This window comes from Actinoplanes subglobosus, assembly GCF_042650585.1.
GTDB classification, from domain to species: Bacteria; Actinomycetota; Actinomycetes; order Mycobacteriales; family Micromonosporaceae; genus Actinoplanes; species Actinoplanes subglobosus.
The window spans coordinates 174,104-196,058 of record NZ_JBHSBL010000017.1; the positions used below are offsets into that span (position 1 = coordinate 174,104).

Genomic DNA, 21,955 nt, shown 5'->3' on the forward strand with positions numbered 1-21,955 from the left:
GTGCGGCTCCAGTTCACGGTCCAGGAGTTCCAGAGCGAGGCGGTGGCGGCGGTCGCCGACTGTTTCGCCGGGCAGCCGTACTCGCCGCCCGGGCCGGACAACGCCCTTCTGGTAAGCGGGTGCCTGTTGGAGAACGTACGGGCGGTGCAGCGCCGGGCCGGACTGCCGCTCTCCACCCGGCTCGCGACCAGCGAGGCGGCACCGGACGCGCCGAACCTCGACGTCGAGATGGAGACCGGTACCGGCAAGACCTACGTCTACATCCGCACGATCATGGAACTGCACCGGCGTTACGGCTGGTCACGGTTCATCGTCGTGGTGCCGGGGGTGGCGATCCGGGAGGGCGTCCGCAAAGCGTTCGACACGACGGCGGAGCATTTCCAGCAGCTGTACGGCACCCGAGCCCGCCCGTTCACCTATGACTCCTCGGAGCTCCACGAACTGGAACGGTTCCGCTCCGGCGCCGGGGTGCAGGTCATGATCATCAACTTGCAGGCGTTCAACTCGGCGTCGCGTGAGAACCGGCGCATCTACGAGGAGCAGGACGGGTTCGGGTCGCGCCGGCCGATCGACGTGGTCCGCGCATCCCGTCCGATCGTGATCATCGACGAGCCCCAGCGGATCGGGTCGGCCCGTTCCCAGGAGTCGTTGAGCCGGTTCGACCCGCTCATGGTGCTGCGGTACTCGGCCACCCATCGGGTGCGCCACGATCTCGTGCATCGATTGGACGCGCTGGAGGCGTACCGCCGGAAGTTGGTCAAGAGAATCGCCGTGGTGGGGATCGAAGGGGAGCCCGGCCCGGCGAAACGGCGCATCCAGATCCGCGAGGTGATCCGTACCCATCTGGAGAAGGAGCGCGGTCTCCACGCCCGGGGCGTCAAGGTCCTGTCACTGCTCTTCATCGACCAGGTCATCAAATATCGGGATTACTCGCGACCTGATCAGCTCGGTGACTACGCGCGGATCTTCGTCGAGGAGTACCGGGAACTGACCGCGGGCGAACCGGACGGACCCTACCGGCGCTATCTCGACGGCATCCCGGTCGAGCGCACCCACCAGGGATATTTCGCGATCGACCGGCGGACCGGGCGCATGATCGACGGGAACGCCTCCGACGCCGACGCCTACGACCTGATCCTGCGCGACCGGGAACGCCTGCTCTCCCTGGGCGAGCCGGTCCGGTTCGTGTTCAGCCACTCGGCGCTGCGGGAGGGCTGGGACAACCCGAACGTCTTCGTCATGGGCATGCTCAAATGCAGCGACAACACGGTGTCCCGCCGGCAGGAGATCGGTCGGGGGCTGCGGCTCGCGGTCGACCAGCGCGGCGAGCGGATCGACGGTCCGGCCAACGAGCTGACCGTGGTTGCCGACGAGTCGTACGCGTCGTTCGTCGCGGGGCTCCAGGCCGAGGGTGATCCGCGAACAGTCGTCGACGGGCGGCGGGGGCGGCGCACTGTGGACTTCGCGCGGCCGGAGTTCCGGGAGGTGGTCGCGCTGCTCCGGCGGAAGGCCTTCTACCGGGTACGGTTCGATTCGTCGGAGTTGGTGAGGCGGTGTGTGGCGGCGCTCGCGTCCGGCTTGGTGGCGCGTCACTTCACGGTGCAGACAGCTTCAGCCACGCAAACTTATCCGAAAAATCCGGATAAAGCGCAGGATCTCATTGGCCTGATCGCTGACCGTGTCCGGCTGACCCGGCGAACAGTCGGGACGATTCTCGCCACCCTGAGCCCACCGGCCTTCGCCCTCTGCCGCAGCGACCCACAGGCAGCCGCGGAGATTATCCACCGCGAGAAGGCCACCCTGATCACCGAGCGAGTCCGTTACCAGATCCTCCCCGGGACCCGCGAGATCGTCACCGGCCCGTTCCCGTCGAAGGACCGCCGCGTGCGGATCCCCGACGACTTCACCATCCCCACCCCGCTCGGCGACTACCACCCCGGCTGGCTCATCGTGCGGGCCGGCCGGATCATCGTGACGGCCGAGGGCGGCGACGACGACCCGGCCCGCATCGAGTGCGCCCGCCGCTGGTTCGAGGCGCTCGGCGACGACCGGGTGACCTTCAGCGTCGCGGCACCACCATCGGCCTCCCGGTCCGCGGGTGATCGAACACCTCGACCTCGTGCTGGTAGACGTCGCTCAGCAACTCCCCGGTGAAGACCTCCCGCGGCGGGCCCTCCGCCCGCACCCGGCCCGCGGCCAGGACATAGGCGCGATCGGCGTACGCCGCGGCCAGCCCCAGATCGTGCAGGACCACCACGACGGCCGCCCCGCCCGCGGCCCGCTCCCGGACCGCCCGCAGCACCAGCTCCTGATGCCGCAGGTCGAGCGCGGCCGTCGGTTCGTCGAGCAGGAGCACCGGTGTGCGCTGCGCCAGCACCCGGGCCAGCGCCACCCGGGCCTGCTCCCCGCCGGACAGCGCCGGGAACGGCCGCGCCGCGAACCCGGTCGTCTCGGTGAGCCGCATCGCCTCGGCCACCGCGTCCTCGTCGTCGGCGGCCTCGGGCCGGCCGGTCCACGGTGCCCGCCCCATCGCGACCACCTCACCGACAGTGAACGGGAACGACAGCATCGCCTTCTGCGGCAGCACGGAACGCTGCCGGGCGAGCTCCACCGGTTTCCAGGCGCGCACCTCCCGTCCGCCGATCTCGACCCGTCCGCCGGCCGGGACGTCACCGGCCAGAGCGGCGAGCAGAGTGGACTTCCCAGCACCGTTCGGCCCGGCCAGCGCGACGACCTCACCCGCGTCGACGTGCAGGTGCACACCGTCGACGACCCGCCGGCCGCCGAGACTCACCTCGATGGCGTGCGCTTGCAGGATCATCCCCAACCCCCGGCCCGTGCTCGGGTGCGCCGCAGCAGCCAGAAGAACGCGGGCCCGCCGACCACCGCCGTCAGCACCCCCAGCGGTAACTCCTGGTAGTCGATCGCGGTCCGGGCGATCAGGTCACCGGTCACCACGACCACCGCGCCGCCGAGCGCGCTCGCCGGGATCAGTACCCGATGCCCCGGCCCGGCGACCATCCGGATCAGGTGCGGCACCACCAGCCCGACGAAGCTGATGATCCCGGTGAACGCCACCGCCGAGGCTGTGAGCAGCGCCGTCGTGACGATCGCGGTGATCCGCAGCCGCTCGGTGTCGACGCCGAGATGCCGGGCCGGGCGTTCGCCGAGGGCCAGCAGATCGAGGCGGCGGGCCAGCACCACGGCCACGGTCAGCCCGACCACCGCGCACGGGCCGGCCACCGCGACTGCCGCCCAGGTGGCCTGCGCCAGGCTGCCGAGCTGCCAGAACGCGATCGCGCGGACCCCGTCGTCATCGGTCACGAACATCAGCAGGCCCAGCAGGGCTCCGGCCGTCGCGTTGACGGCGACACCGGTCAGGACCAGCGTGACCACCTCGGTCCGGCCCTGGGCGCGCGACATCGCGTACACGATCAGAGTCGTCAGAACGCCCCCGATGAACGCTGCCGCCGCGGTGGTCCAGATCCCGGCCACGGTGATCCCGCTGACGATCGCCGCGGCCGCGCCGACCGCCGCTCCCGACGAGACGCCCACCACACCGGGTTCGGCGAGCGGGTTGCCGAACACGCCCTGCATCAGCGCGCCGGCACAGCCCAGCGCCGCGCCGACGATCATCGCGAGCAGCACCCGCGGGAACCTGACCAGCCACAATGCGTTCTCGCCCTGCACTGCCGACGGCAGCGGGCCCAGCTCGATCCCGAGCCGGTGCAACACCGAACCGGCCACCTCGGCCGGCGAGATCGGCACCTGACCCCTCCCGGCGGCAAGCAGGCTCACGGCCACCAGCCCGATCGCCAACCCCAGGATCAAACCCCTCCTCCGGTACGGCCACGGGGTGCCCCGGCCGGAGCTGAGGTCGTCACCCTGTTCCTTTTCGGACGTCGGACCTTCTCTCCCGCTCCGACCCTTTTCGGCCGCCGAGCTACCTTCGGCATCCTGATCTTTTTCGGTCAGCACGATCCGTAGACCGCCTTCGCGAGCGCCTCGACCGCCTTGCCCGTCCGCGCCCCGAAGTTCAGCAGCACGCCGTCCTCCATGTCGACGATCCGCCGGTTGATCCCGGCCGGGGTCTGTGCCACCCCCGGCAGCTTGAGCAGCCCGTCCACACCGCCGACCGAGGTGAGTCCCTCGGTCATCACGAGAATCACATCGGGTGCCGCGTTGATCAGTCCTTCGCTGGTCAACGGCCGGAACTTCCGCAGCCCCGCCTCGGTCCCCGCATCGACCGCCCCGATCGCCTCGATCATCGCATCCGACCCGGCACCGTCCCCGCCGATGAGATACACCCCCGCCGTGCCCCGCACGTAGAGGAACGCGATCCGGGGTGGCGTACCGTCCTTCGGTGCCGACGCCCGTGCCGCATCGATCTCCGACTGCACCCGCGTGACCAGACGTTCCCCGGCCTCGGCCACACCGAGTGCCCCGGCGACGGCCCGGATGTGCGCGGGAATCGCCTCCAGCGTCTGCTCGTCGTCGACGATGACCACGGCGATCCCGGCGTCACGGATCTGCTGGAGCACGGTGGCCGGGCCGATGCTGTCGTCGGCGATCAGCACGGTCGGGTCCAGGTCGAGGATCGCCTCCGCCGACAGGTCGTGCCCCTGTGGTGTGACCAGCGGAAGCTTGGCCGCCGCCGGGAACGCCGTCGACGTGTCCCGCCCGATCACCCGGTCACCGAGCCCGAGGCTGAAGACGATCTCGGCCAGCGACCCGTACAGGTTGACGGCCAGAATCCGGTCCGCCGACTTCACCGTGACGTCCCGCCCGTCCGCCGACTTCACGGTGACCGGAAGTTGCGGCGCCGGCCGGGGGTCCAGCGGCGTGACGTCCTCGGACGCCAGTGCCGCGGTGGCGACCCCGCAGATCGTCGCGGCCTGCTCCGGGCCGACCTCGCTGACGGTCGTGCACCCCGCTCCGGCGAGCACCGCGACCACCGTCAGCGCGATCGTGAGCGCTTGACCACCGGATACGGTGGGGAAACGTCCAAGATCGCGGAGGTTGGAGCGGGCAGCGGGCGGGCGCGTAATGGATCGCATCGGGGGCTCCCGTCAGGCGGAGGGGGTGCGGCGGCGGTTACGGATTCGGCCGACGAGACCGGTCGCGGTGGTTACGGATTCGGCGGATGAGGCCGGTCGCGGCGGTTACGGATTCGGCGGATGAGGCCGGTCGCGGCGGTTACGGATTCGGCCGATGAGGCCGGTCAGCAGGGCCCCGACCAGGAACGCGCCACCGATCGCCCACCAGTGGCCGAGCGGTGTGGCGCTGCTGGTGCGGCTCAGTGCCGGCTCGGCCGCTTCCAGAGCGAGCGCCGCGGCGGTGGTCGGCGGCCCGGCGGTGGCGAGTTTTCCGGTCGGCGGTCCGACCGGCGCACTCTGCTTCCCGGCCGGTTTTCCGGTCGCGGCGCCGGTCACAGGTGCCGCCGCGGGTGTGGGGTTGGTCACTTTGGAGCCGTTGTCCGGTGCCGCGAACCGCACCGGAATCCGGACATCCTGCGACCGGTCGCCGGTCCGCGTGTGGTCGTTGCGGGTCACCACGGCACACCCGCGGACCGCGCAGTCGACGTCCCCGATCATCTGGCTGACCCGGATGGAGACCCGGAAACTGCCCCCTTTTCCGTACGGAGTGGTCAGCCCCTCGGCATAGGACGGCGGGTTCGACGATATCCACACGGACGCTCCAGAACTGCCCGACATGTCCGCTCCGCCACCGCACGGTGACGGCATCACGCCAGGTCCGTTGTCCAGGCAGAACGCGACGTAGATGCCTTTGGTCTCGTCGTATCCGCGGCCGGTGACGGTGAGGGTCTCCCCGGCGCGCTGGATGCCCTTGGTCTTGGAGACCGTGAGCCGCTTCGCGGCGACCGCGGGTGTGCCCGTGACGGCGACGATCAACAGAGCCATGGCAGCGACCGCCGCCCGCGACCCGATGCGCATCGCGGCCTCCTCCAGCGAACTCGATCTCACATGACCTTGATTGATCATGAGAGTTAGGTGAGGCTACCCTAACTGAACCGCAATCGCGGGTCACTGCCCTCTTCGGACCTCATCGTTTCGAAGCTCATCGGAAGGAAAGAGCGTGGGCACATTGAAGGGCTCGCATCGGGCCGCCCTGTTCGCGAGCGCCATCGCCCTCGGCGCCTCCACGGCACTCACCGGAGTCACGCCGGCGTTCGCCGCACCGGTCAATGTGGCCGGTGGCAGCCTGGACTGGGGTTTCAAAGCCTCGTTCCGGGCCTACGTCGGAGCCGGCAACGGCAACCCGCCGATCGCCACCAGCAACGGGGCGAGCCGCAACACGGACGGCACCTTCGACTTCCCGGCCACCGGGGGCACCTACGACGCCGCAGCTGGCACCGCAACTGTCAGCTACGGCGGAACGGTCGTCTTCTCGTACCCCCTGCACATGTTCGAGATCACGGTCTCCAACCCGACCCTGGTCGTGGACGGGGACGGCACCGGATCGCTGCTGGCCGACGTGGACCTCGTCGCCAACAACGGCACCACCGAGAGCCACCTCGACCAGACGGAGGTCGCCACCCTGGTGACCACCGCACCGACCGTGACCGGCGGCGACGTCTCGTTCAACGCGCTCGCCGCAACGCTCACCGCGTCCGGGGCCTCCGCGTTCGCCGGCTTCTACCAGGCGGGCACCGCGCTCGACCCGGTGACGGCCTCGGCCTCTGCTGAGGAGACGACCGACCCGACGGATCCCACGGACCCGACCGACCCCACGGACCCGGGCACGGGCAACGGTTCCGCCGCGCAGACGATCAAGGCGGCTGTCAGTGGCGGTGCTCTGACGCTGACATCCGCGGGAGCGGCCGTCACCCTGTCGGCGGCGTCGCCCGGCCAGACCGCGACCGGCGCCCTCAACGCCGTCACTGTCAGCGACCTGCGCGGCACCAACGCCGGCTGGGACCTGGTCGGTCAGGTCACCGAGTTCACGTCGACCGGAGGCGGGGTCATCCCGGCGGCCAACCTGGGCTGGACCCCGACCGCCAAGGTCGCGGCCACCAGCCTGGTCTCGGCGAAGGGCGCGGCCAACGCGGTCGCCCCCGGCGGACCGGTCGCCCCCGGCGTCGGCCTCGGCACCAGCCGCACCCTGTGCAGCGCCGAGACCGGCGGCAGCCTGGGCAGCGCCACCTGCGGCGCGACCCTCGACCTGGGCATTCCCGAGTCGAGCGCCGCCGGTGAGTACAGCGCCGTCCTCACCCTGACGCTCGCCTGATCCAGGGCCCAAGACCCGGGCCTCGGCCCCCTGGGCCCGGGTCCGTCCGGAACCCGCGGCCGTCCGAGCCCGGGTTCCGGGTCCAGGGAAAGGCCCGGGTCCGTCCGGAACCCGCAGCCGTCCGAGCCCGGGTTCCGGGTCCAGGGAAAGGCTCGGGTCCGTCCGGGACCCGCGGCCGTCCGAGCCCGGGTTCCGGGTCCAGGGAACCGGCCGGGAATTCCGCAACAATTCCCGGCCGGCCCGCCCCATCGTAAGGAGCAACATGTCCGTCCGAGGCGCTCTGGCCGCGGTTCTTCTGCTGATCCTCGTCCCCGCACCGGCGCAGGCCGCCCCGGCCGCGTCGGATGTGCGCTGGTCGGTGCAGCCGTCGAGCGCCAAGGGCCCGGACGGGCGCGACTTCATCATCCGGCGTGCGGCGCCGGGCGAGACACTCACCGACTACGTCGGCATCACCAACCTGACCACCCGGCCACTGACCTTCAGCGTGTACGGGACCGACGCCTACAACACCGAGGACGGGTCGTTCGCGCTGCTGCCGGCCGCGCAGAAGGCCACCGACATCGGGTCGTGGATCGGGCTCGGTGCCAAGGAGTACACGGTTCCGGCCAACACCCGGCTGGATGTGCCGTTCTCGATCGTCGTACCCGCCGACGCCACACCGGGCGACCACGCGGGCGGCGTGATCACGTCGATCGCCGAGGAGACAGTCGACGCGCGGGGGCAGAAGGTCCTGGTGGATCGCCGGGTCGCGGCCCGCGTCTACCTCACCGTCGCCGGTGCTGTCGCGCCCACTCTGACGATCGACACGGTACGGCTGGAGTACACCCAGTCGGCGAATCCAGCCGATGGTGGCGAGATGACCGTCCGTTACCTGGTTCGCAACACCGGCAACCTGCGCCTCAGTGGTGCCGGCGCGGTGCGGGTGACCGGTCCGTTCGGGTGGGAACTGGCCCGTACCGAAGTCATGGAAATCCCCGAACTGCTGCCCGGCGGCTCGGTGTCCGTGACCGAGAAGATCGTCGGAGTCCAGCCGACCGTCCGCCTCAACGCGGAGGTGACCGTCGAGCCGGCGAACTTCGACCAGAGACTCCCCGTCGTCACCCGCGGCACCACGGTCTGGGCCTGGCCCTGGGCCCTGGTGATCCTGTTCGCCGTGGCAGCCTTGTACTGCGTTTTCCGATTCGTCCGACGCAGGTTCTCCCGGCGGCAGCCGAAGAACCTGTCGGCAACTCTGGACCAGGGCCCCGCGCAATGAGGATGATCAGTAGGACATCGACGTCGTGTCGCCACCCGGTGACAACCCGTTCCATCGGGCACCGACCCGAGCCGCGCCACCACTTCGATGATCAGGAAGGACGAGCCGACATGACCGACTTCTCCACCCGCCTCCGCCGCGCCACCATGGTCGAGCACCGCGAGGCCGAGACCCGCAGCTTCATCTCCCGGCTGATGGCCGGCGCCGTCCCGATGGCCGGTTTCGCCGCCCTGACCGCGCAGTACCTGGCGGTATATCGGGAACTCGAAGCAGCCGCCGCCCGGATGCGAGCCGAGGACGGCCCAGCCGCCGGTTTCGCAGACCCGGCTCTGCTCAGGGTCCCGTCGCTGGAGGCCGACCTGGCTCACCTCTACGGCGCGGGCTGGGAGTCGACCGTCACCGTCCTGGATTCGACCCGTGCCTACGCCGACCGTCTCCGCGACCTGGCGGCCACGTCGCCCACACACTTCATCGCCCACCACTACGTCCGCTACCTGGGCGACCTCAGCGGTGGCCAGATGATCGGCCGTACTCTTGCCAACCTCTACGGCCTGGGCGAGGCCGGCACGTCGTTCTACCGTTTCGAGCAGATCCCCGACGCCCGCGCCTACAAGATCGCCTACCGCGAGCGGCTGGACGCCCTGGACCTGTCCGAAGACCAGGCCACCACCACGATCGACGAGGCCCAGCTGGCGTTCCGCCACAACGCGGCCGTCTTCGTGGAGCTGGGCACCCTGTACCCGGAGAACCCGGAGGACTTGGCCCCCGCCGCCTGACCGCCCCGCCGCTGGACCGCCCGCCGCTGGACCGCCCGCCGCTGGACCGCCCGCCGCTGGACCGCCCGCCGCCGGACCGCCCCGCCGCTGGACCGCCCCGCCGCCGGACCGCCCCGCCGCCCCGCCCCGCCGCTGGACCGCCCCCGCCAGCGGACCGCCCCCGCCAGCGGACCGCCCCCGCCAGCGGACCGCCCCCGCCGCCGGACCGCTCCGCCGCCTGGATCAGGACGTCAGGTCGGTCAGGTCGCGGAGGATCTCGGAGACCGTGATCGGGTCGAGGCTGCCCAGCGCGACATGCCCCTGATCCCCCCGGCTCCACCGACTGGTGACACCCCGCTGGAGCCAGATGTCCTTGAGCTCCTGCTCGGGGAAGTAGTCGATCCCTCCGACGGCGATGCCCGGCTCGAAGTCGACGATGACCTCCATGTCGTCGCCGAGACCGAACTCCAGGCGGCTCTGCACCCCGGCGTCCTGTGGCGCCTCCCGATGCCAGCCGCGACGCTCCATGCCGAGCAGCTTGGTCGCCGCCACCTTCACACCCTGGAAGCGAATCAGCCGGCTGCCCCGCAGATCGCCCTCGGCCAGGGTGAACACCGGACGGCCCAGCTGCGGGAACGGTTGCAGGATCTCGTAGTCGGCGAACACCTCGCCCCAGGCTGCGACGTCCTCGCCGAGGTGCAGCGGGTGAGCGACGCCGACCACGGCGTCGTCGGCGAGCCTGGTCTCCTCGTCGTCCACCGTGGAGAGTGTGCGGTCCTCGGCGACCCGGAACGCCCCGGCCGGCGCGCCGGCGGCGTCGAACGTGACCCAGACCAGGCGGCGCACGATGTGCCACAGCAGTGGATGACCGGCGAACAGCTGGTGGAACTCGGCCCCGCTCCATCGGCGGTTGGTGACCATCGCCCGCTCCAGACGCCGCACCTGGTCGGTCGCGACCGTGCGGACGTCTTTCTTCAGGCCGGTGAAACGCTGGTACGCCACCGGGGCGAGCACCTCGTCGTCACGGACACCGGGTTTGGGTAGCGACTTGAGCGCCTTGCCGGTGGCATCGGTGACGAACGGGCGGAGCTGCTCGTCGAACCCGACCACGAACTGCCGGGGCCCGTAGTCGAGCCGCAGGCTGCCCTCGCTGTCGAGCCCGAAGTCGGGGACGAGACGGTCGGCCAGCTGATCGGAGGTGAGCCCGAGTCTGTCGGCGACCGCTTTCATCATCTGCTGCGCCGCGTATTTCAGTGCGCTGAATTTCGACCGCTGGGCGATGTTGTGCAGGTGCATGAGGGCGACGTCGCTGCCGATGGCGGCCAGCACGTCCAGCCCGGTGACGGCCTTGGCGTGCCCGCCCTCGCCGGGCCAGGCGAGGACCAGCGGGGACAGGCGGCGGACCGTGTCGTCGTCGCCGAGCAGGCCGAGCGCGTCCAGGGCCCAGTTGTCCCTCGACGGGGCGCCGGCCGCCTGCCACTGCTCGAACAGGCTCCAGACGAACGCGGCGAGACTGCCCGGCTCGCACGCGGCCCGCACCTCGCCGAGGCCCTCGTGCGGCGCGCCCAGCCGGGACATCGCCAGCATGGTGATCAGGCTCGCCACCGGCTCGGCCGGCAGCGAACCGGCCCCGTCGCGCAGCAGCACCGGCCGGAGCGCCCCCAGAGCGGCCCAGGCCGGGACCGGCGGGATCTTGACCGGGACGAGGGCGGCCGGGTCGGTGGCGAGCAGGACCTCGACGGCGGCCGCGGCCTTCTCCCCGTAGCCCCGGGCGGCCTCGCGCACGGCGTCGGCATGGCGGTTGTCGCGCAAGGCGAGCAGCGCGGTCTCGGCCTGTCGCCGGGCCACGCCGGCCCGGCCGAGCGCCGCGGGGATCAGCGCCCGGGACGCCGCGGCGGGATGCCGGCACAGCCAGTCGAGGGCCTCCTCGCGAACCGTCTTCAGCCGGGCCAGCCAGTCCGCCATCATGGTGGCGACCTGCGGTGACGTGAACGGCCGGAAGAGCACGGCGGTGTCACCGGGTGAGCTCTTGCCCATCGCCAGGATCGCGGGAAGCGCATCGGTCCCGAACCGGGCCGCCACCGGGCGCAGGTAGCTCTCGGCGGCCCACGCGTCGTCGGGCCGCCACTGGGCCAGAACGTCGCGGGCCTGATCGTCGGGCAGTTCGAGCAGGTAGACGACCGCCTCGCGCAGGGACACCTGATTGTCGAGCACGACTTTGCGCCGGATCGCCGGATCCCACGCCTTGTCACCGGAGTAGCGGTGCACCGACAGCGCGCCCCAGCGCTCGCGCTCGCCCTCGAACCACTCGGCGGCGGGCTGGTCGTCGCAGGTCAGACCGGTGACGAGGATCGGCTTGGCACGTGGGACGGTCTTCTTCCACGGCGGGTCGGCGAGAACCCCCGGCACCGCCGAGAGCGGGGCGGGGGCGACCGCGGACACGTCGGTGAGGATCTCCCGGACCCGGGCCGCGGCCTCCGGGCCGAGCTGCGGGAGGACCGGCTCGGCGAGGTTGCGATGTTTCAGCAGGTGGGCGCGGAGCAGGGCGGCCGTGGCGCCGCGACGGCCGGGGACACCGGCGAGCAGCCGCAGCGTGCGGGCCGGGAAACGGTCGCCGTGTGCCACCAGGACGGGCCCGACATATTTCGTCTCGGCGCGCTCGATCAGGCCGGCGGTGACCTGGTCTCCGGGGAGGGCGGTCAGTGCGGAGAGCAGACGTTTCCTGGTGTCGGCCTCCCAGGCCTCGTCGAGCCAGTGGAACAGGGCCGGGGCCGCGGCCGCGCCGGTGCCGTCGATCAGGGTGGCGAGCATGACGACCGAGTTGGTCATGACGTCGGAGTCGGCGGGCGGGTGGAGCAGCCGCACATCCTCAGCGGTGGCCGCTGCGGTCAGCAGCAGCGCCGCCAGGTAGGGGTCGGCCGCCAGGACCGTGTCGGCCCGGTCCTGCTCGAACCAGTCACGTCGCGCCGGGACCAGCACGGATGTGGCCGCGCGGGCGAACAGGCCGGCCGCCCGGTGACCCTCCAGTGTGGCCACCACCGCGTCGTGCTCATCCTCGGAAGCGACAGCGAGCGCCTGCCGGACCCGGAGCAGCGTCTGCATCGCGGGATCCGCACACCACCCCGGACGGGTCTCGCCGGAACGCAGTGGGCGGACGCCCGGGGAGCCGCTGGACCGGTGGGCCCGGCCGGGTGGCACCGCGTCGTCGATGACGGTGAGCGTCACCTGGATGACCGCGGCCTCGGCGGCGAAGCCCAGGCCATGCTCGGCGATCCACACGTCGGCGAACGGGTTGGCCCAGTCGTCGCCGACCCAGCGGTAGGAGTAGGTGGCGGCCGCGACGGCGGCGGCACCGAGCGGGGTGGCCTCGGGCGAGCCGGTCAACCACTGTTTCGCCAGGTGGCTGGTGGACTCGCCGGTCGTCGGCGCGTCGAGGACCTGGTCGATGTGTGACCGGACGCCGGCCACCTTGGCGTCGACGGCACTGCGCGCCCTCGGGTCCGGCGCATACTTACCGGCCCGGTTGCCGCCCCGGCGTGGCGACCGGTGCCGCAGCCAGGCCGACGGGAAGACGAACGTGTCCTCATCGGGGAGGGCAGGCGCCTCGAAACTCCGCATGGCGCGCACAGTAGCGGCAGGGTCCGACAAGAACTGAAGATCATGCGATCATCCGCAGATGTCCGACGAGAGACGCCGACTCGATGCGATGCGTGGCTGTGACCGGATCCTGTCCGGGATTCGCCCGAAGACGATGCGGGACCGGATCGCCGACCTGGAGGCCGGTGGTGACCTGGACGGATGGCCGGACTTCTACGGCGACGGGCCGGTCGAGGCGCTGGAGGAGCGGGTCGCCGGGCTGCTCGGCACCCAGGCCGCGGTCTTCTTCCCGACCGGGACGATGGCCCAGCAGGTGGCGCTGCGGTACGGCGCCGACCGGTCCGGTGTCCCGGCCGCCGCACTGCACCCGCTCGGCCATCAGGAGATGCATGAGCGGCATGCGTACGCCGAGCTCACCGGCCTGCGTGGGGTGAGTTCGACGACCGAGCGGCGCAATCCGACAGCGGCTGAGATCGCGCGGCTGGGCGAGCCGGTGAGCACCGTCGTCGTCGAGCTGCCGCTGCGGGACGCCGGTTTCGTGCTGCCGTCGTGGGACGAGCTGGTGGCGGTGGCCAAGGCGGCCCGTGCGATCGGTGCCCGGGTGCACTTCGACGGCGCCCGGATCTGGGAGTCGACACCGCATCTGGGCCGCTCGCTGCGGGAGGTGGCGGCGCTCGCGGACAGCGTCTACGTCTCGTTCTACAAGTCGCTCGGCGGGATCAGCGGTGCGGTGCTCGCCGGGACGGCCGACCTGGGCGACTACGCACGAGCGTGGCGTCACCGGTACGGCGGGATGATCTTCCAGCAGTGGCCGGCCGTGCTCACCGCGCTGGCCGGGCTCGACCGGGAGTTGCCGCGGCTGCCGGATTATGTTCGGCACGCCCGTACCATCGCTGAGGCTTTGTCTCTTCTGCCGGGAGCCAAGGTCTTCCCGCAGCCGCCGCACACCCATCAGTTCCGCCTATGGCTGCCGTTTCCGGCCACTGCGCTCGGCGAGGCCGTCCTCGCGATGGCCGAGCGGGATGGGATCTGGTTCGCCGGCGGCTGGCGTGACGCGGACGTTCCCGGCTACGCGATGACCGAGGTCACGGTAGTCGGCAACGCTCTGGAGTGGACCGCGGACGACGTCGCCGAGATCGGCGCGCGCCTGCTGGGGCAGCTCTAGTCGATGCTGATCATTTACGGACGCAGCGCACCCGGATCCGGCTCGACCGCGCGGTGTCGCCGGCGGCTTCCCCGGTGGCGAAGTCGATCGCCCAGGCCTGCGTCGCGGTGACTTTCGTCGACGTCCAGAACGCCGCCTCGGGAGTGCCCGGGAACGCCTTCCGGTCGATCGTGGGCACCGGGCCGGCGACGGTCACGATCCCGGCGAGCTCGTTCCGCGTCGGCACCCGCCAGCCACCGCCGAGCTCGGCGCAGTAGGTCCTGGCGCCGGCGAACGTGTAGGTGGCCGGGGCGATCCTCCGCTGCCACACCAGGCACGTCGCGCCGTCCCGGACCTCGTCGGCACTGAGCGCGCGGAGGCCCGCGCCGCACGACGGCGAGGGAGAGGCGGCGGTGGTCACCGAGGGCGACACCGCGACCGGCTTGGCGACGGGTTGCGATCGTTTCGGCATCTGTGTGTACGCCGTGAGCCCGCCCGCCACCACGACGAGGACGACGACCACCGACACGAGCACCTCGGAGAGCCGGATCCCGCGCCGGGACGCGGGTGCAGCGGCGGGGACGGGCGCGACGGCCGCCGCCCGGACCGGCGCCGGCTTGTCCCGGGCCAGTACCCGGTCGACCGGTGTCTCTCCGCGCAACCGGTTCAGGCAGGTGCGGCAGTCGCGGACGTGTGGCTCGATCCGCCCGCGCCACTCCGCCGACGGTTCCCCGTCCCAGAGGCTGACGGTGTGGCCGAGAACCGGGCACCGGGGCTCCGCGTCCAGCGCCGCCACCAGCGATCGGCAGCGATCGAGCCGGGTGCGCATACGCTGAACGGCGCCGGCACCCACGTCGGCCCGGTCGATCTCCCCGGTGATCTCCCGGCGCCAGAGGGCGAAGACGGCCCGGTCGTCCTCGTCGAGCCAGCGGGCCGCTTCGGTGACCTGTCGCAGTTCCTCGGTCAACGGTCGGCCTTTCACTCGGAGTCACCGGTAGTCGAGGCTAAAGATCCACTCGAATGGCTGTCAATGCGGCTTGGAACAGTGGCTTTCGATTGGCTGGCAATTTCCGTCGAGTTGGCCACCCATTCGCCTCCGCCTACGTTTAGTAACCGGAGTGTTGATCCGATCTGGAGAGTGATGCCTCGTGGGCAGGTGGCTGGCGACGGTCCGATTCCCTGACGGTACCGAGCGGTACGCCGAGTACAGCACCGTGGTCGAGGCTCTCGTCGGCCCGCTGCGTCCCCAGGCGTGCCGGATCGGCGGGACCCTGCCCAGCGGGAACCAGTGCTACCGGGACGAGGCGGTCGGGGAGCCGCTGCCCCATGACCGTGACGCTCCGCTGTCGCCGACGGGCGAGCTGATGCTCGTCACGGTGACGACCCAGCCGGACGACGACGTGTGGCACGCGCTGTACTGCCCGAGTCGTGCGCTCGTGGTCGGCCCGAACTCCGGCTTCTACCGGTACGCGCTGCAGGAGGACTACGACCTGATCCGGGACGACGACGGTGTCCGGCACCTGTGCCGCTGGGCGTCCACTCCGGCGGTCTGTGGCGCGGAACCGGCCGGTGAGCCGCTCGGGCTCCACTTCCCGTCGCCCGGGATGCACTGGAACGAGGAGACCGACGGGCCGTACCCGACGTCGCCGCCGGCCGCCGACCTGTACGCCGAGTGGGGTGCCGGCGACCTCTGCCGTACCTGCTTGGTGACCTGGGTGGTCGAACCCGAGCCCGCGGCATGGACGCCGGAACCGGAGCCGGTGGCCCCGAAATCCACATGGTGGACCCGCCTCAGACGGGCCTGGCAGGGCTGACCGCCGTACGAGATCAACAGGACTTGTCCGGAGCGCGGAAGACGCCTAGGCTGCCAGCAGCAGGAAAGCGCTTTCCTAATAATCTCCGGAGGGATACCGAATGGCAGCGCGTAGATCGATCGGCATCGTCGTCAATGGTGTCACCGGCCGGATGGGCTACCGCCAGCACCTGGTTCGCTCCCTTCTCGCCATCCGTGAGCAGGGCGGCGTGCCGCTCGCCGGTGGTGGCCACATCTGGCCCGAGCCGATCCTGGTCGGCCGTGACCCCGACAAACTGGCCGCCATCGCCGCCCAGCACGGCCTCACCGAGTGGACCACCGACCTCGACGCGGCCCTGGCCCGTCCGGACGCGGAGATCTACTTCGACTCCCAGGTGACCTCCCAGCGGGAGAAGGCGATCCGTCAGGCGATCGCCGCCGGCAAGCACGTCTACACCGAGAAGCCGCTGGCCGAGAGCTCGGCGGCGTCGATCGAGCTGGCCGAGCTGGCCGAGTCCGCGGGCGTCCGCAACGGCGTCGTCCAGGACAAGCTGTTCCTCCCCGGCCTGCGCAAGCTCAAGCGGCTGATCGACGGCGGCTTCTTCGGGCAGATCCTCTCGGTCCGCGGCGAGTTCGGCTACTGGGTGTTCGAGGGCGACTGGCAGGTCGCGCAGCGTCCTTCGTGGAACTACCGGCTCGCCGACGGCGGTGGCATCGTGATGGACATGTTCCCGCACTGGAACTACGTGCTCGAAGAGCTGTTCGGCAACGTCCGTACGGTCCAGGCGACCACCGCCACGCACATCACCGAGCGGGTCGACGAGCGCGGCGAGACCTACACCGCCGACGCCGACGACGCCGCGTACGCGATCTTCGAGCTGGAGGGCGGCATCGTCGCCCAGCTCAACTCCTCCTGGACGGTCCGGGTCAACCGGGACGAGCTGGTCGAGTTCCAGGTCGACGGCACCCACGGCAGCGCCGTGGCCGGCCTGCGCGGCTGCAAGATCCAGCACCGCGCCACCACGCCCAAGCCGGTGTGGAATCCGGACCTGCCGCTCACCGGCAAGTCGTTCCGCGACGAGTGGACCGAGGTGCCGGACAACGAGGAGTTCGACAACGGCTTCAAGGTCCAGTGGGAGGCGTTCCTGCGGCATGTCGTCGCCGGCGAGACGTTCCACTGGGACTTCCGCTCCGGCGCCCGCGGCGTCCGGCTGGCCGAGGCCGGCCTGCAGTCGGCTCGCGAGGGCAAGCGGATCGAGCTATGAGCACCGTCAACCTGCCCGGCGGGCGGCGGCTGACCCTCTCGGCGACCGACTGGGCCAAGCCGGACAGCGCCCCGGCCAGCCGGATCGCGTACGCCGCGGCGCACGTCGTCGCCGACCCGCGGGCCGACAACTCTCCGGGGGCGCCGGCGGCTCTCGACTGGGAGCGGACCCTCGCCTTCCGGCACCACCTGTGGTCGCACGGCCTGGGCGTGGCCGAGGCGATGGACACCGCGCAGCGCGGCATGGGCCTGGACTACGCGGCCACCAAGGAGCTGATCCGCCGGAGCGCGGCCGAGGGCGGCGGGCGGATCGTCGCCGGCGTGGCCACCGACCAGCTCGCTCCCGGTCAGGTCACCCTCGACCAGGTGCGGGGGGCCTACTCCGAGCAACTCGCCGACGTGCTCACCGCGGGTGCCGCCCCGGTCCTGATGTGCAGCCGCCACCTCGCCGCCACCGCCCGGGACGCCGACGACTACCTCGGCATCTACCGCGAGCTGCTGGACGAGTCGGACAAGCCGGTGGTCCTGCACTGGCTGGGCACCGCGTTCGACCCGGCGCTGGAGGGCTATTGGGGTTCGTCCGACGTGGACAAGGCCACCGAGACCGTGCTGGAGCTGATCAACAGCAACCCGGCGAAGGTCGACGGCATCAAGATCTCGCTGCTCGACGCCGACCACGAGATCGGCCTGCGCCGCCGGCTGCCCGAGGGCGTCCGCCTCTACACCGGCGACGACTTCAACTACCCGCAGCTGATCCGCGGCGACGAGCAGGGTTACTCGGACGCGCTGCTCGGCATCTTCGCGGCGATCGCCCCGGCCGCCGCGGCCGCCTTCGCCGCACTGGACCGCGGTGACCTGGACGAGTACGACCGGATCTTCGCCCCCACGGTCCCGCTCTCCCGGCACATCTTCCAGAAGCCGACGTTCTACTACAAGACCGGCATCGTCTTCCTGGCCTGGCTCAACGGCCACCAGGACCACTTCACCATGGTCGGCGGCCTGCAGTCGGGCCGCTCGGTGCCGCACTTCGCCGAGCTGATCGAGCTGGCCGCCACGGCCGGCCTGCTCACCGACCCGGACCTGGCCGCCCACCGGGCGAACCGGTTCTTCGAGGTGATGGTGGGATGAGCCGCTTCTCGTTCAACCAGATCACCGCGAAGCACTGGGAACTGACCGAGATGGTCAAGGGCCTGGTCGACGCCGGTGTCGACAAGGTCGCGCTGTGGCGTGAGCCGGTCGCCGAGTACGGCCTGGAGCGCTCCGCCGCCCTGGTCCGCGACGCCGGCCTGTCCGTCACGACGCTCTGCCGCAGCGGGTTCTTCCAGCTCGACGGCTGGTTCGACGACAACCGCCGGGCCATCGACGAGACCGCTGCACTGGGTGCACCGGTTCTGGTCCTGGTCTCCGGTGGCCTGCCGGAGGGCTCCCGGGACATCGCCGGCGCCCGTGCCCACGTCGCCGACGCGATCGCCCAGCTGGTCCCGCACGCCGCGGCCGCCGGGGTCACCCTGGCGATCGAACCACTGCACCCGATGTACGCCGCCGACCGTTGCGTCATCAGCACCTGGGACCAGGCCATGGCGATCGCCGAACAGCACCCGGCGGCCCATGTCGGTGTCACCGTCGACACCTACCACCTGTGGTGGGACGACACCGTGCTGCCGAAGATCGAGGCGGCCGGCGACCGGATCGCGATCTACCAGCTCGCCGACTGGATCACCCCGCTGCCGGCCGGCGTCCTCACCGGCCGCGGCCTGCCCGGCGCCGGCTGCGTCGACATGCGGGCCTTCCACGACGCGGTCGAGAAGGCTGGTTACACCGGCCCGATCGAGGTCGAGGTGATGAACGAGGAGCTTTGGCAGCGCCCCGGCCCCGAGATCCTGGCCGACACCCTCGCCGGTTACCAGAGCATCTGAACTGCCGGTTCGCGGTCAACGACGCCCGCGAACCGGTCTCACACCGCCCGGCTCACCGGAGACGGCGACGTCACGGTGGATCGTCTGCAGTCGTCGGCCACGGGTTCGGCCCGTCGAGCATCGTGCGCAGCTCGTTTCGGATCCGGGGCGACGTTACCTCCGCATAACCTCGCCGGGCGTGAAGCTCCTGTGTCACGCCCTCCTCGGCGGCCTTGGCGATCGCTCGCTCCCAGATGCTCTCGGCGTCTTCCAGGTATCCGGACCGTCCCAGGGCGAAAGCGAGAGCACGGAGCTCGGTGCTGGTCACCTCACGGGCGAAGGCGGGCAGCAGGGCCAAGGCTTGGGCGGACATCAACCCTCGCAGGCTGCTCGTCGCAGCGCGTTTCGGCGCTCAACGGCGCTGTAGATCGAGATGGTCAGCGCCAGAGCGCTGATGATCAGGGCGAGGTAGTTGCCGCCACTCATAGGTCAACGTTAATTAATGCTGCCAACCGGACACGCGGGCCGGGAAGTTGTGAAGGGCGCCGGGGCGGCGGCTAAGTTTGCGGGTATGGCGTTTGATCAGGCGCTGGCGGAGCGGATCCGTGACGGGCTCGGTGCGGTCGACGGGGTCACCGATCGGAAGATGTTCGGCGGGATCACGTTCATGGTGCACGGCAATCTCGCCGTCGGGGTGATGGGTGACGACCTGATCGTGCGGCTCGGGGCGGAGGCCGCCGAGAGGGCGCTCGCCGAGCCGGGGACGAGGGTTTTCGACTTCACCGGCCGGCCCATGCGCAACTGGATCGTCGTCGACGGTGAGCGTCTGGACGACGACGGCCTGACCCGGTGGCTGCGTGCCGGTGTCGACTTCGCGAGCGATCTACCACCCAAATGAGCCCGAGTGGAACGCCGATGGGCGTTGCCGGTGCCGGACCGGTCGGGTGAACTCCGTAGTCCACACTCTTGAAGGACGCGGCGAAGGGAGGGGATACGTGGCGGGGATCGACACCCCGGCCGGCTATACCCGCCTGGAGCGGGTGCGCACCGGTGCCGACGCCGACGTCTACCGGGCGTGGGACGAGCGGGCCGGTCGGTGGGCCACACTGCGGCTCTTTCACCGGTTCGTCGCCGGGCGTACCGAGGAGGTCGCCTTCGCGACCCACATCGCCGCCTCGGTCGGGCTGGGGCGCAACGCCTCGATCGTGCCGGTCCGGGCCGGTGGGATCACCGCGACCGGCCGCCCGTGGCTGGCGCTGGACCGGGTCGAGGGTCCGCTCCTGGCCGAGGTGCTGCGGGACGATCCGCCGTCGCGGTCCGAGGCCCTGCGTCTGGTGATCACCCTGGCCGACGCGCTGGCCTGGGCGCATTCGATGCGGCCGCCGATGGTGCACGGGCAGATCCGGGCCGAGCACGTCATCGTCGGGCCGTCCGGTATCCCGCTGATCACCGATTTCTCCGCCCCGCGGCCGCGGGGCACGCCCGCGGCGACGCCGGGCGGTGACGTGACCGACCTGGCGGCGCTGCTGTTCCGGGCGTTCACCGGTAATTCCTGGCCGGGCCGGGGCGAGCCCGACGATCTGCTGATCGCCGCCTGGCCGGGCCTGACGGGCCTGCTCGACGAGGTGCTGACCCCGGCTCCGGCGATCGAGTCGATGGCGGTCTTCGCGGCACGGTTGCGGCAGGTGCGGTCCGACGCGGAGGTGATGCTTCCGGCGGCGGCGCCGAGCGAGATCACACCGGCTCCGCCGGCCGAGATCCACAAACCTGCGGGGTACGGCGGAAGGCGCCCCCTGTCCGTGCTGGCGCTGGTGGCGTTGCTCCCGCTCGGGTACGGCGCGGCCCAGCTGCTGCCGGAGAAGCCGGTCGTCCCACCGCTGTGCGCGGTCTCGACCCCGGCCGGTGACGCGGGCTCGCCGGTCCTGTGGTGGCCGGCCGACGAGGGCGTGGGGGCGACGGTGTGCGACTTCTCCGGGAGCGGTAACCGGGCGACGCTGAGCCCGGAGGCCGGTTGGTCGTCGGCGGGTCCGGCGATGCGGTTCACGGCGGCGACGGCGGGCAGTCATGCGAGCGCGCTGGCTCCGGCGGTCCGCACCGACGGCAGTTTCACCGTGATGGCCTGGGTGAACCTCGCCGACACCGATGGCTCGCGCGGGGTCCTGTCCCAGCCGGGCCGGGTGGCGAGCGGTTTCGTGCTGGGCTACGAGAAGTTGTCCGACTCGTGGCGGATGACGATGCCGCAGACCGACAGCAGTGTGCCGGTGGTGGACGGGCCGTCGTCGACGACGCGGCCACGGATCGGCACGTGGACCCATCTGGCGGCCAGTTTCGACACCATCACCCGGAAGATCACGATCTTCGTGGACGGCGTGGCGGAGGGCAGCGTCGACCATCCGGTGAGCTGGAACGCGACGGAGCCGGTGCAGGTGGCCCGCTCGTGGTGGGACGGCGCGTGGACGGACCGGTTCCACGGTTCGATCGACGACGTGCGGGCGTACCGGTCGGCGTTGCCGGAGGCCGGGATCGCGGAGATCGCCACGACCGGCCGCGCTGATCATCCGGCGAGCCCCGACGGGCACTGACCGGTCAGCGGCGTTTGCCCTGGGCGCGTAACTCGACGAGCAGGCCGTCCCGGTCGGTGAGGACGGCGCCGAGGATGCGCCGGCCGGCGGCGAGCAGGTCGGCGACGTCGGTGGTGCTCAACGCGTACATGACCAGGGCGCCGTCGCGGAACGAGGTGACGATGCCGGCCCGGCGCAGGACGGCGAGCTGCTGTGACAGGTTGGACGCCTCGACGTCGATCTCTGCGAGCAGGTCACGGACCGGCTTCGGCCCGTCCTGGAGCAGTTCCAGCACCCGGATCCGGACCGGATGACCGAGTGTCCGGAACATCTCGGCCTTTGCCTGGTACAGCGGCACTGACACGTTCCGTCCCCTCCGCCGAGAATCCAGCTCTACCGGCATCCAACCGCGAAGGTTCGGGCTCGGTTACGGCGTACCCATGA

Annotated in this window: 19 protein-coding genes; 11 read left to right on the forward strand and 8 right to left on the reverse strand. The window is 71.1% G+C overall.

All coding sequences use genetic code 11. The features are described 5' to 3' along the window. The gene (locus tag ACFO0C_RS18705) at positions 1 to 2,154 is read left to right on the forward strand and encodes a DEAD/DEAH box helicase family protein (protein ID WP_378067936.1); all 2,154 of its coding nucleotides are present in this window, start codon (positions 1 to 3) and stop codon (positions 2,152 to 2,154) included. Here ACFO0C_RS18705 and ACFO0C_RS18710 read toward each other — a convergent pair. The 4 genes from ACFO0C_RS18710 to ACFO0C_RS18725 form a co-directional block, all read right to left on the reverse strand. After that, positions 2,060 to 2,821: a heme ABC transporter ATP-binding protein gene (locus ACFO0C_RS18710; RefSeq protein ID WP_378067937.1), complete on the reverse strand. Its 762-nt coding sequence runs from the start codon at positions 2,819 to 2,821 to the stop codon at positions 2,060 to 2,062. The two genes, ACFO0C_RS18705 and ACFO0C_RS18710, sit on opposite strands and share 95 nt — an antisense overlap. After that, positions 2,818 to 3,831 carry a FecCD family ABC transporter permease gene (locus ACFO0C_RS18715; protein ID WP_378067938.1) on the reverse strand — a complete coding sequence of 338 codons (1,014 nt, stop codon included), beginning with the start codon at positions 3,829 to 3,831 and terminating at the stop codon, positions 2,818 to 2,820. Before ACFO0C_RS18715 ends, ACFO0C_RS18710 begins: the two co-directional genes overlap by 4 nt. 140 nt (positions 3,832 to 3,971) lie before the next feature. Continuing rightward, positions 3,972 to 5,057 (reverse strand): heme/hemin ABC transporter substrate-binding protein, encoded by a 1,086-nt coding sequence (locus tag ACFO0C_RS18720; protein WP_378067939.1) that lies wholly within the window; start codon positions 5,055 to 5,057, stop codon positions 3,972 to 3,974. Positions 5,058 to 5,162: 105 nt separating this feature from the next. Then, positions 5,163 to 5,954 (reverse strand): hypothetical protein, encoded by a 792-nt coding sequence (locus ACFO0C_RS18725; RefSeq protein WP_378067940.1) that lies wholly within the window; start codon positions 5,952 to 5,954, stop codon positions 5,163 to 5,165. A gap of 142 nt (positions 5,955 to 6,096) precedes the next feature. Between ACFO0C_RS18725 and ACFO0C_RS18730 the strand changes: the two genes are divergently transcribed. From ACFO0C_RS18730 to ACFO0C_RS18740, 3 genes are all read left to right on the forward strand, one after another. Next, positions 6,097 to 7,248, forward strand: a complete 1,152-nt coding sequence (locus ACFO0C_RS18730) for an HtaA domain-containing protein (protein ID WP_378067941.1) — start codon at positions 6,097 to 6,099, stop codon at positions 7,246 to 7,248. A 262-nt stretch (positions 7,249 to 7,510) separates the two neighbouring features. Continuing rightward, entirely contained in the window at positions 7,511 to 8,503 is a 993-nt protein-coding gene (locus ACFO0C_RS18735; RefSeq protein WP_378067942.1) for a WxL protein peptidoglycan domain-containing protein, read from the forward strand. 110 nt (positions 8,504 to 8,613) lie between these two features. After that, a complete protein-coding gene (locus ACFO0C_RS18740; protein WP_378067943.1) occupies positions 8,614 to 9,279 on the forward strand; it encodes a biliverdin-producing heme oxygenase in 666 nt (221 codons plus the stop codon). 222 nt (positions 9,280 to 9,501) lie between these two features. Here the strand turns inward: ACFO0C_RS18740 and ACFO0C_RS18745 are convergent, their stop codons facing one another. Next, on the reverse strand, positions 9,502 to 12,876 hold the full coding sequence (locus tag ACFO0C_RS18745; RefSeq protein ID WP_378067944.1) for a DUF4132 domain-containing protein: 3,375 nt from the start codon (positions 12,874 to 12,876) through the stop codon (positions 9,502 to 9,504). Positions 12,877 to 12,934: 58 nt separating this feature from the next. On the opposite strand from ACFO0C_RS18745, the gene ACFO0C_RS18750 reads away from it, so the two are divergent. Further along, entirely contained in the window at positions 12,935 to 14,020 is a 1,086-nt protein-coding gene (locus tag ACFO0C_RS18750) for a threonine aldolase family protein (protein ID WP_378067945.1), read from the forward strand. Between the two features lie 10 nt (positions 14,021 to 14,030). On the opposite strand, the gene ACFO0C_RS18755 is transcribed toward ACFO0C_RS18750, so the two are convergent. Beyond that, on the reverse strand, positions 14,031 to 14,966 hold the full coding sequence (locus tag ACFO0C_RS18755) for an Lcl C-terminal domain-containing protein (RefSeq protein ID WP_378067946.1): 936 nt from the start codon (positions 14,964 to 14,966) through the stop codon (positions 14,031 to 14,033). A 181-nt stretch (positions 14,967 to 15,147) separates the two neighbouring features. Here ACFO0C_RS18755 and ACFO0C_RS18760 point away from each other — a divergent pair, with 181 nt between their 5' ends. The 4 genes from ACFO0C_RS18760 to ACFO0C_RS18775 all read left to right on the forward strand — a co-directional run bounded on the left by ACFO0C_RS18760 (position 15,148) and on the right by ACFO0C_RS18775 (position 18,971). Then, positions 15,148 to 15,813: a hypothetical protein gene (locus tag ACFO0C_RS18760; RefSeq protein ID WP_378067947.1), complete on the forward strand. Its 666-nt coding sequence runs from the start codon at positions 15,148 to 15,150 to the stop codon at positions 15,811 to 15,813. Between the two features lie 100 nt (positions 15,814 to 15,913). Beyond that, a complete protein-coding gene (locus ACFO0C_RS18765; protein WP_378067948.1) occupies positions 15,914 to 17,056 on the forward strand; it encodes a Gfo/Idh/MocA family protein in 1,143 nt (380 codons plus the stop codon). Next, the gene (locus ACFO0C_RS18770) at positions 17,053 to 18,183 is read left to right on the forward strand and encodes a dihydrodipicolinate synthase family protein (protein WP_378067949.1); all 1,131 of its coding nucleotides are present in this window, start codon (positions 17,053 to 17,055) and stop codon (positions 18,181 to 18,183) included. Before ACFO0C_RS18765 ends, ACFO0C_RS18770 begins: the two co-directional genes overlap by 4 nt. Next, complete coding sequence (locus tag ACFO0C_RS18775) at positions 18,180 to 18,971, forward strand: sugar phosphate isomerase/epimerase family protein (RefSeq protein WP_378067950.1); 792 nt, start codon at positions 18,180 to 18,182, stop codon at positions 18,969 to 18,971. Before ACFO0C_RS18770 ends, ACFO0C_RS18775 begins: the two co-directional genes overlap by 4 nt. Before the next feature lie 70 nt (positions 18,972 to 19,041). On the opposite strand, the gene ACFO0C_RS18780 is transcribed toward ACFO0C_RS18775, so the two are convergent. After that, the gene (locus ACFO0C_RS18780) at positions 19,042 to 19,323 is read right to left on the reverse strand and encodes a hypothetical protein (RefSeq protein ID WP_378067951.1); all 282 of its coding nucleotides are present in this window, start codon (positions 19,321 to 19,323) and stop codon (positions 19,042 to 19,044) included. A gap of 198 nt (positions 19,324 to 19,521) precedes the next feature. On the opposite strand from ACFO0C_RS18780, the gene ACFO0C_RS18785 reads away from it, so the two are divergent. Continuing rightward, positions 19,522 to 19,848: a TfoX/Sxy family protein gene (locus tag ACFO0C_RS18785; protein WP_378067952.1), complete on the forward strand. Its 327-nt coding sequence runs from the start codon at positions 19,522 to 19,524 to the stop codon at positions 19,846 to 19,848. 97 nt (positions 19,849 to 19,945) lie between these two features. After that, positions 19,946 to 21,532, forward strand: coding sequence for a LamG-like jellyroll fold domain-containing protein (locus tag ACFO0C_RS18790; RefSeq protein ID WP_378067953.1), 1,587 nt, complete (start codon positions 19,946 to 19,948; stop codon positions 21,530 to 21,532). A gap of 4 nt (positions 21,533 to 21,536) precedes the next feature. Here the strand turns inward: ACFO0C_RS18790 and ACFO0C_RS18795 are convergent, their stop codons facing one another. Further along, entirely contained in the window at positions 21,537 to 21,875 is a 339-nt protein-coding gene (locus tag ACFO0C_RS18795; protein WP_360322964.1) for an ArsR/SmtB family transcription factor, read from the reverse strand. Between the last annotated feature and the right edge of the window lie 80 nt (positions 21,876 to 21,955).

What these genes read in the sequence shown, in the direction of transcription:
- ACFO0C_RS18775 (WP_378067950.1), top strand. Translation starts at nt 18,180, where the DNA reads ATGAGCCGCTTCTCGTTCAACCAGATCACCGCGAAGCACTGGGAACTG.
- ACFO0C_RS18740 (WP_378067943.1), top strand. Translation starts at nt 8,614, where the DNA reads ATGACCGACTTCTCCACCCGCCTCCGCCGCGCCACCATGGTCGAGCAC.
- ACFO0C_RS18765 (WP_378067948.1), top strand. Translation starts at nt 15,914, where the DNA reads ATGGCAGCGCGTAGATCGATCGGCATCGTCGTCAATGGTGTCACCGGC.
- ACFO0C_RS18780 (WP_378067951.1), bottom strand. Translation starts at nt 19,323, where the DNA reads ATGTCCGCCCAAGCCTTGGCCCTGCTGCCCGCCTTCGCCCGTGAGGTG.
- ACFO0C_RS18720 (WP_378067939.1), bottom strand. Translation starts at nt 5,057, where the DNA reads ATGCGATCCATTACGCGCCCGCCCGCTGCCCGCTCCAACCTCCGCGAT.
- ACFO0C_RS18785 (WP_378067952.1), top strand. Translation starts at nt 19,522, where the DNA reads ATGGCGTTTGATCAGGCGCTGGCGGAGCGGATCCGTGACGGGCTCGGT.
- ACFO0C_RS18735 (WP_378067942.1), top strand. Translation starts at nt 7,511, where the DNA reads ATGTCCGTCCGAGGCGCTCTGGCCGCGGTTCTTCTGCTGATCCTCGTC.
- ACFO0C_RS18750 (WP_378067945.1), top strand. Translation starts at nt 12,935, where the DNA reads ATGTCCGACGAGAGACGCCGACTCGATGCGATGCGTGGCTGTGACCGG.
- ACFO0C_RS18725 (WP_378067940.1), bottom strand. Translation starts at nt 5,954, where the DNA reads ATGCGCATCGGGTCGCGGGCGGCGGTCGCTGCCATGGCTCTGTTGATC.
- ACFO0C_RS18710 (WP_378067937.1), bottom strand. Translation starts at nt 2,821, where the DNA reads ATGATCCTGCAAGCGCACGCCATCGAGGTGAGTCTCGGCGGCCGGCGG.
- ACFO0C_RS18745 (WP_378067944.1), bottom strand. Translation starts at nt 12,876, where the DNA reads ATGCGGAGTTTCGAGGCGCCTGCCCTCCCCGATGAGGACACGTTCGTC.
- ACFO0C_RS18770 (WP_378067949.1), top strand. Translation starts at nt 17,053, where the DNA reads ATGAGCACCGTCAACCTGCCCGGCGGGCGGCGGCTGACCCTCTCGGCG.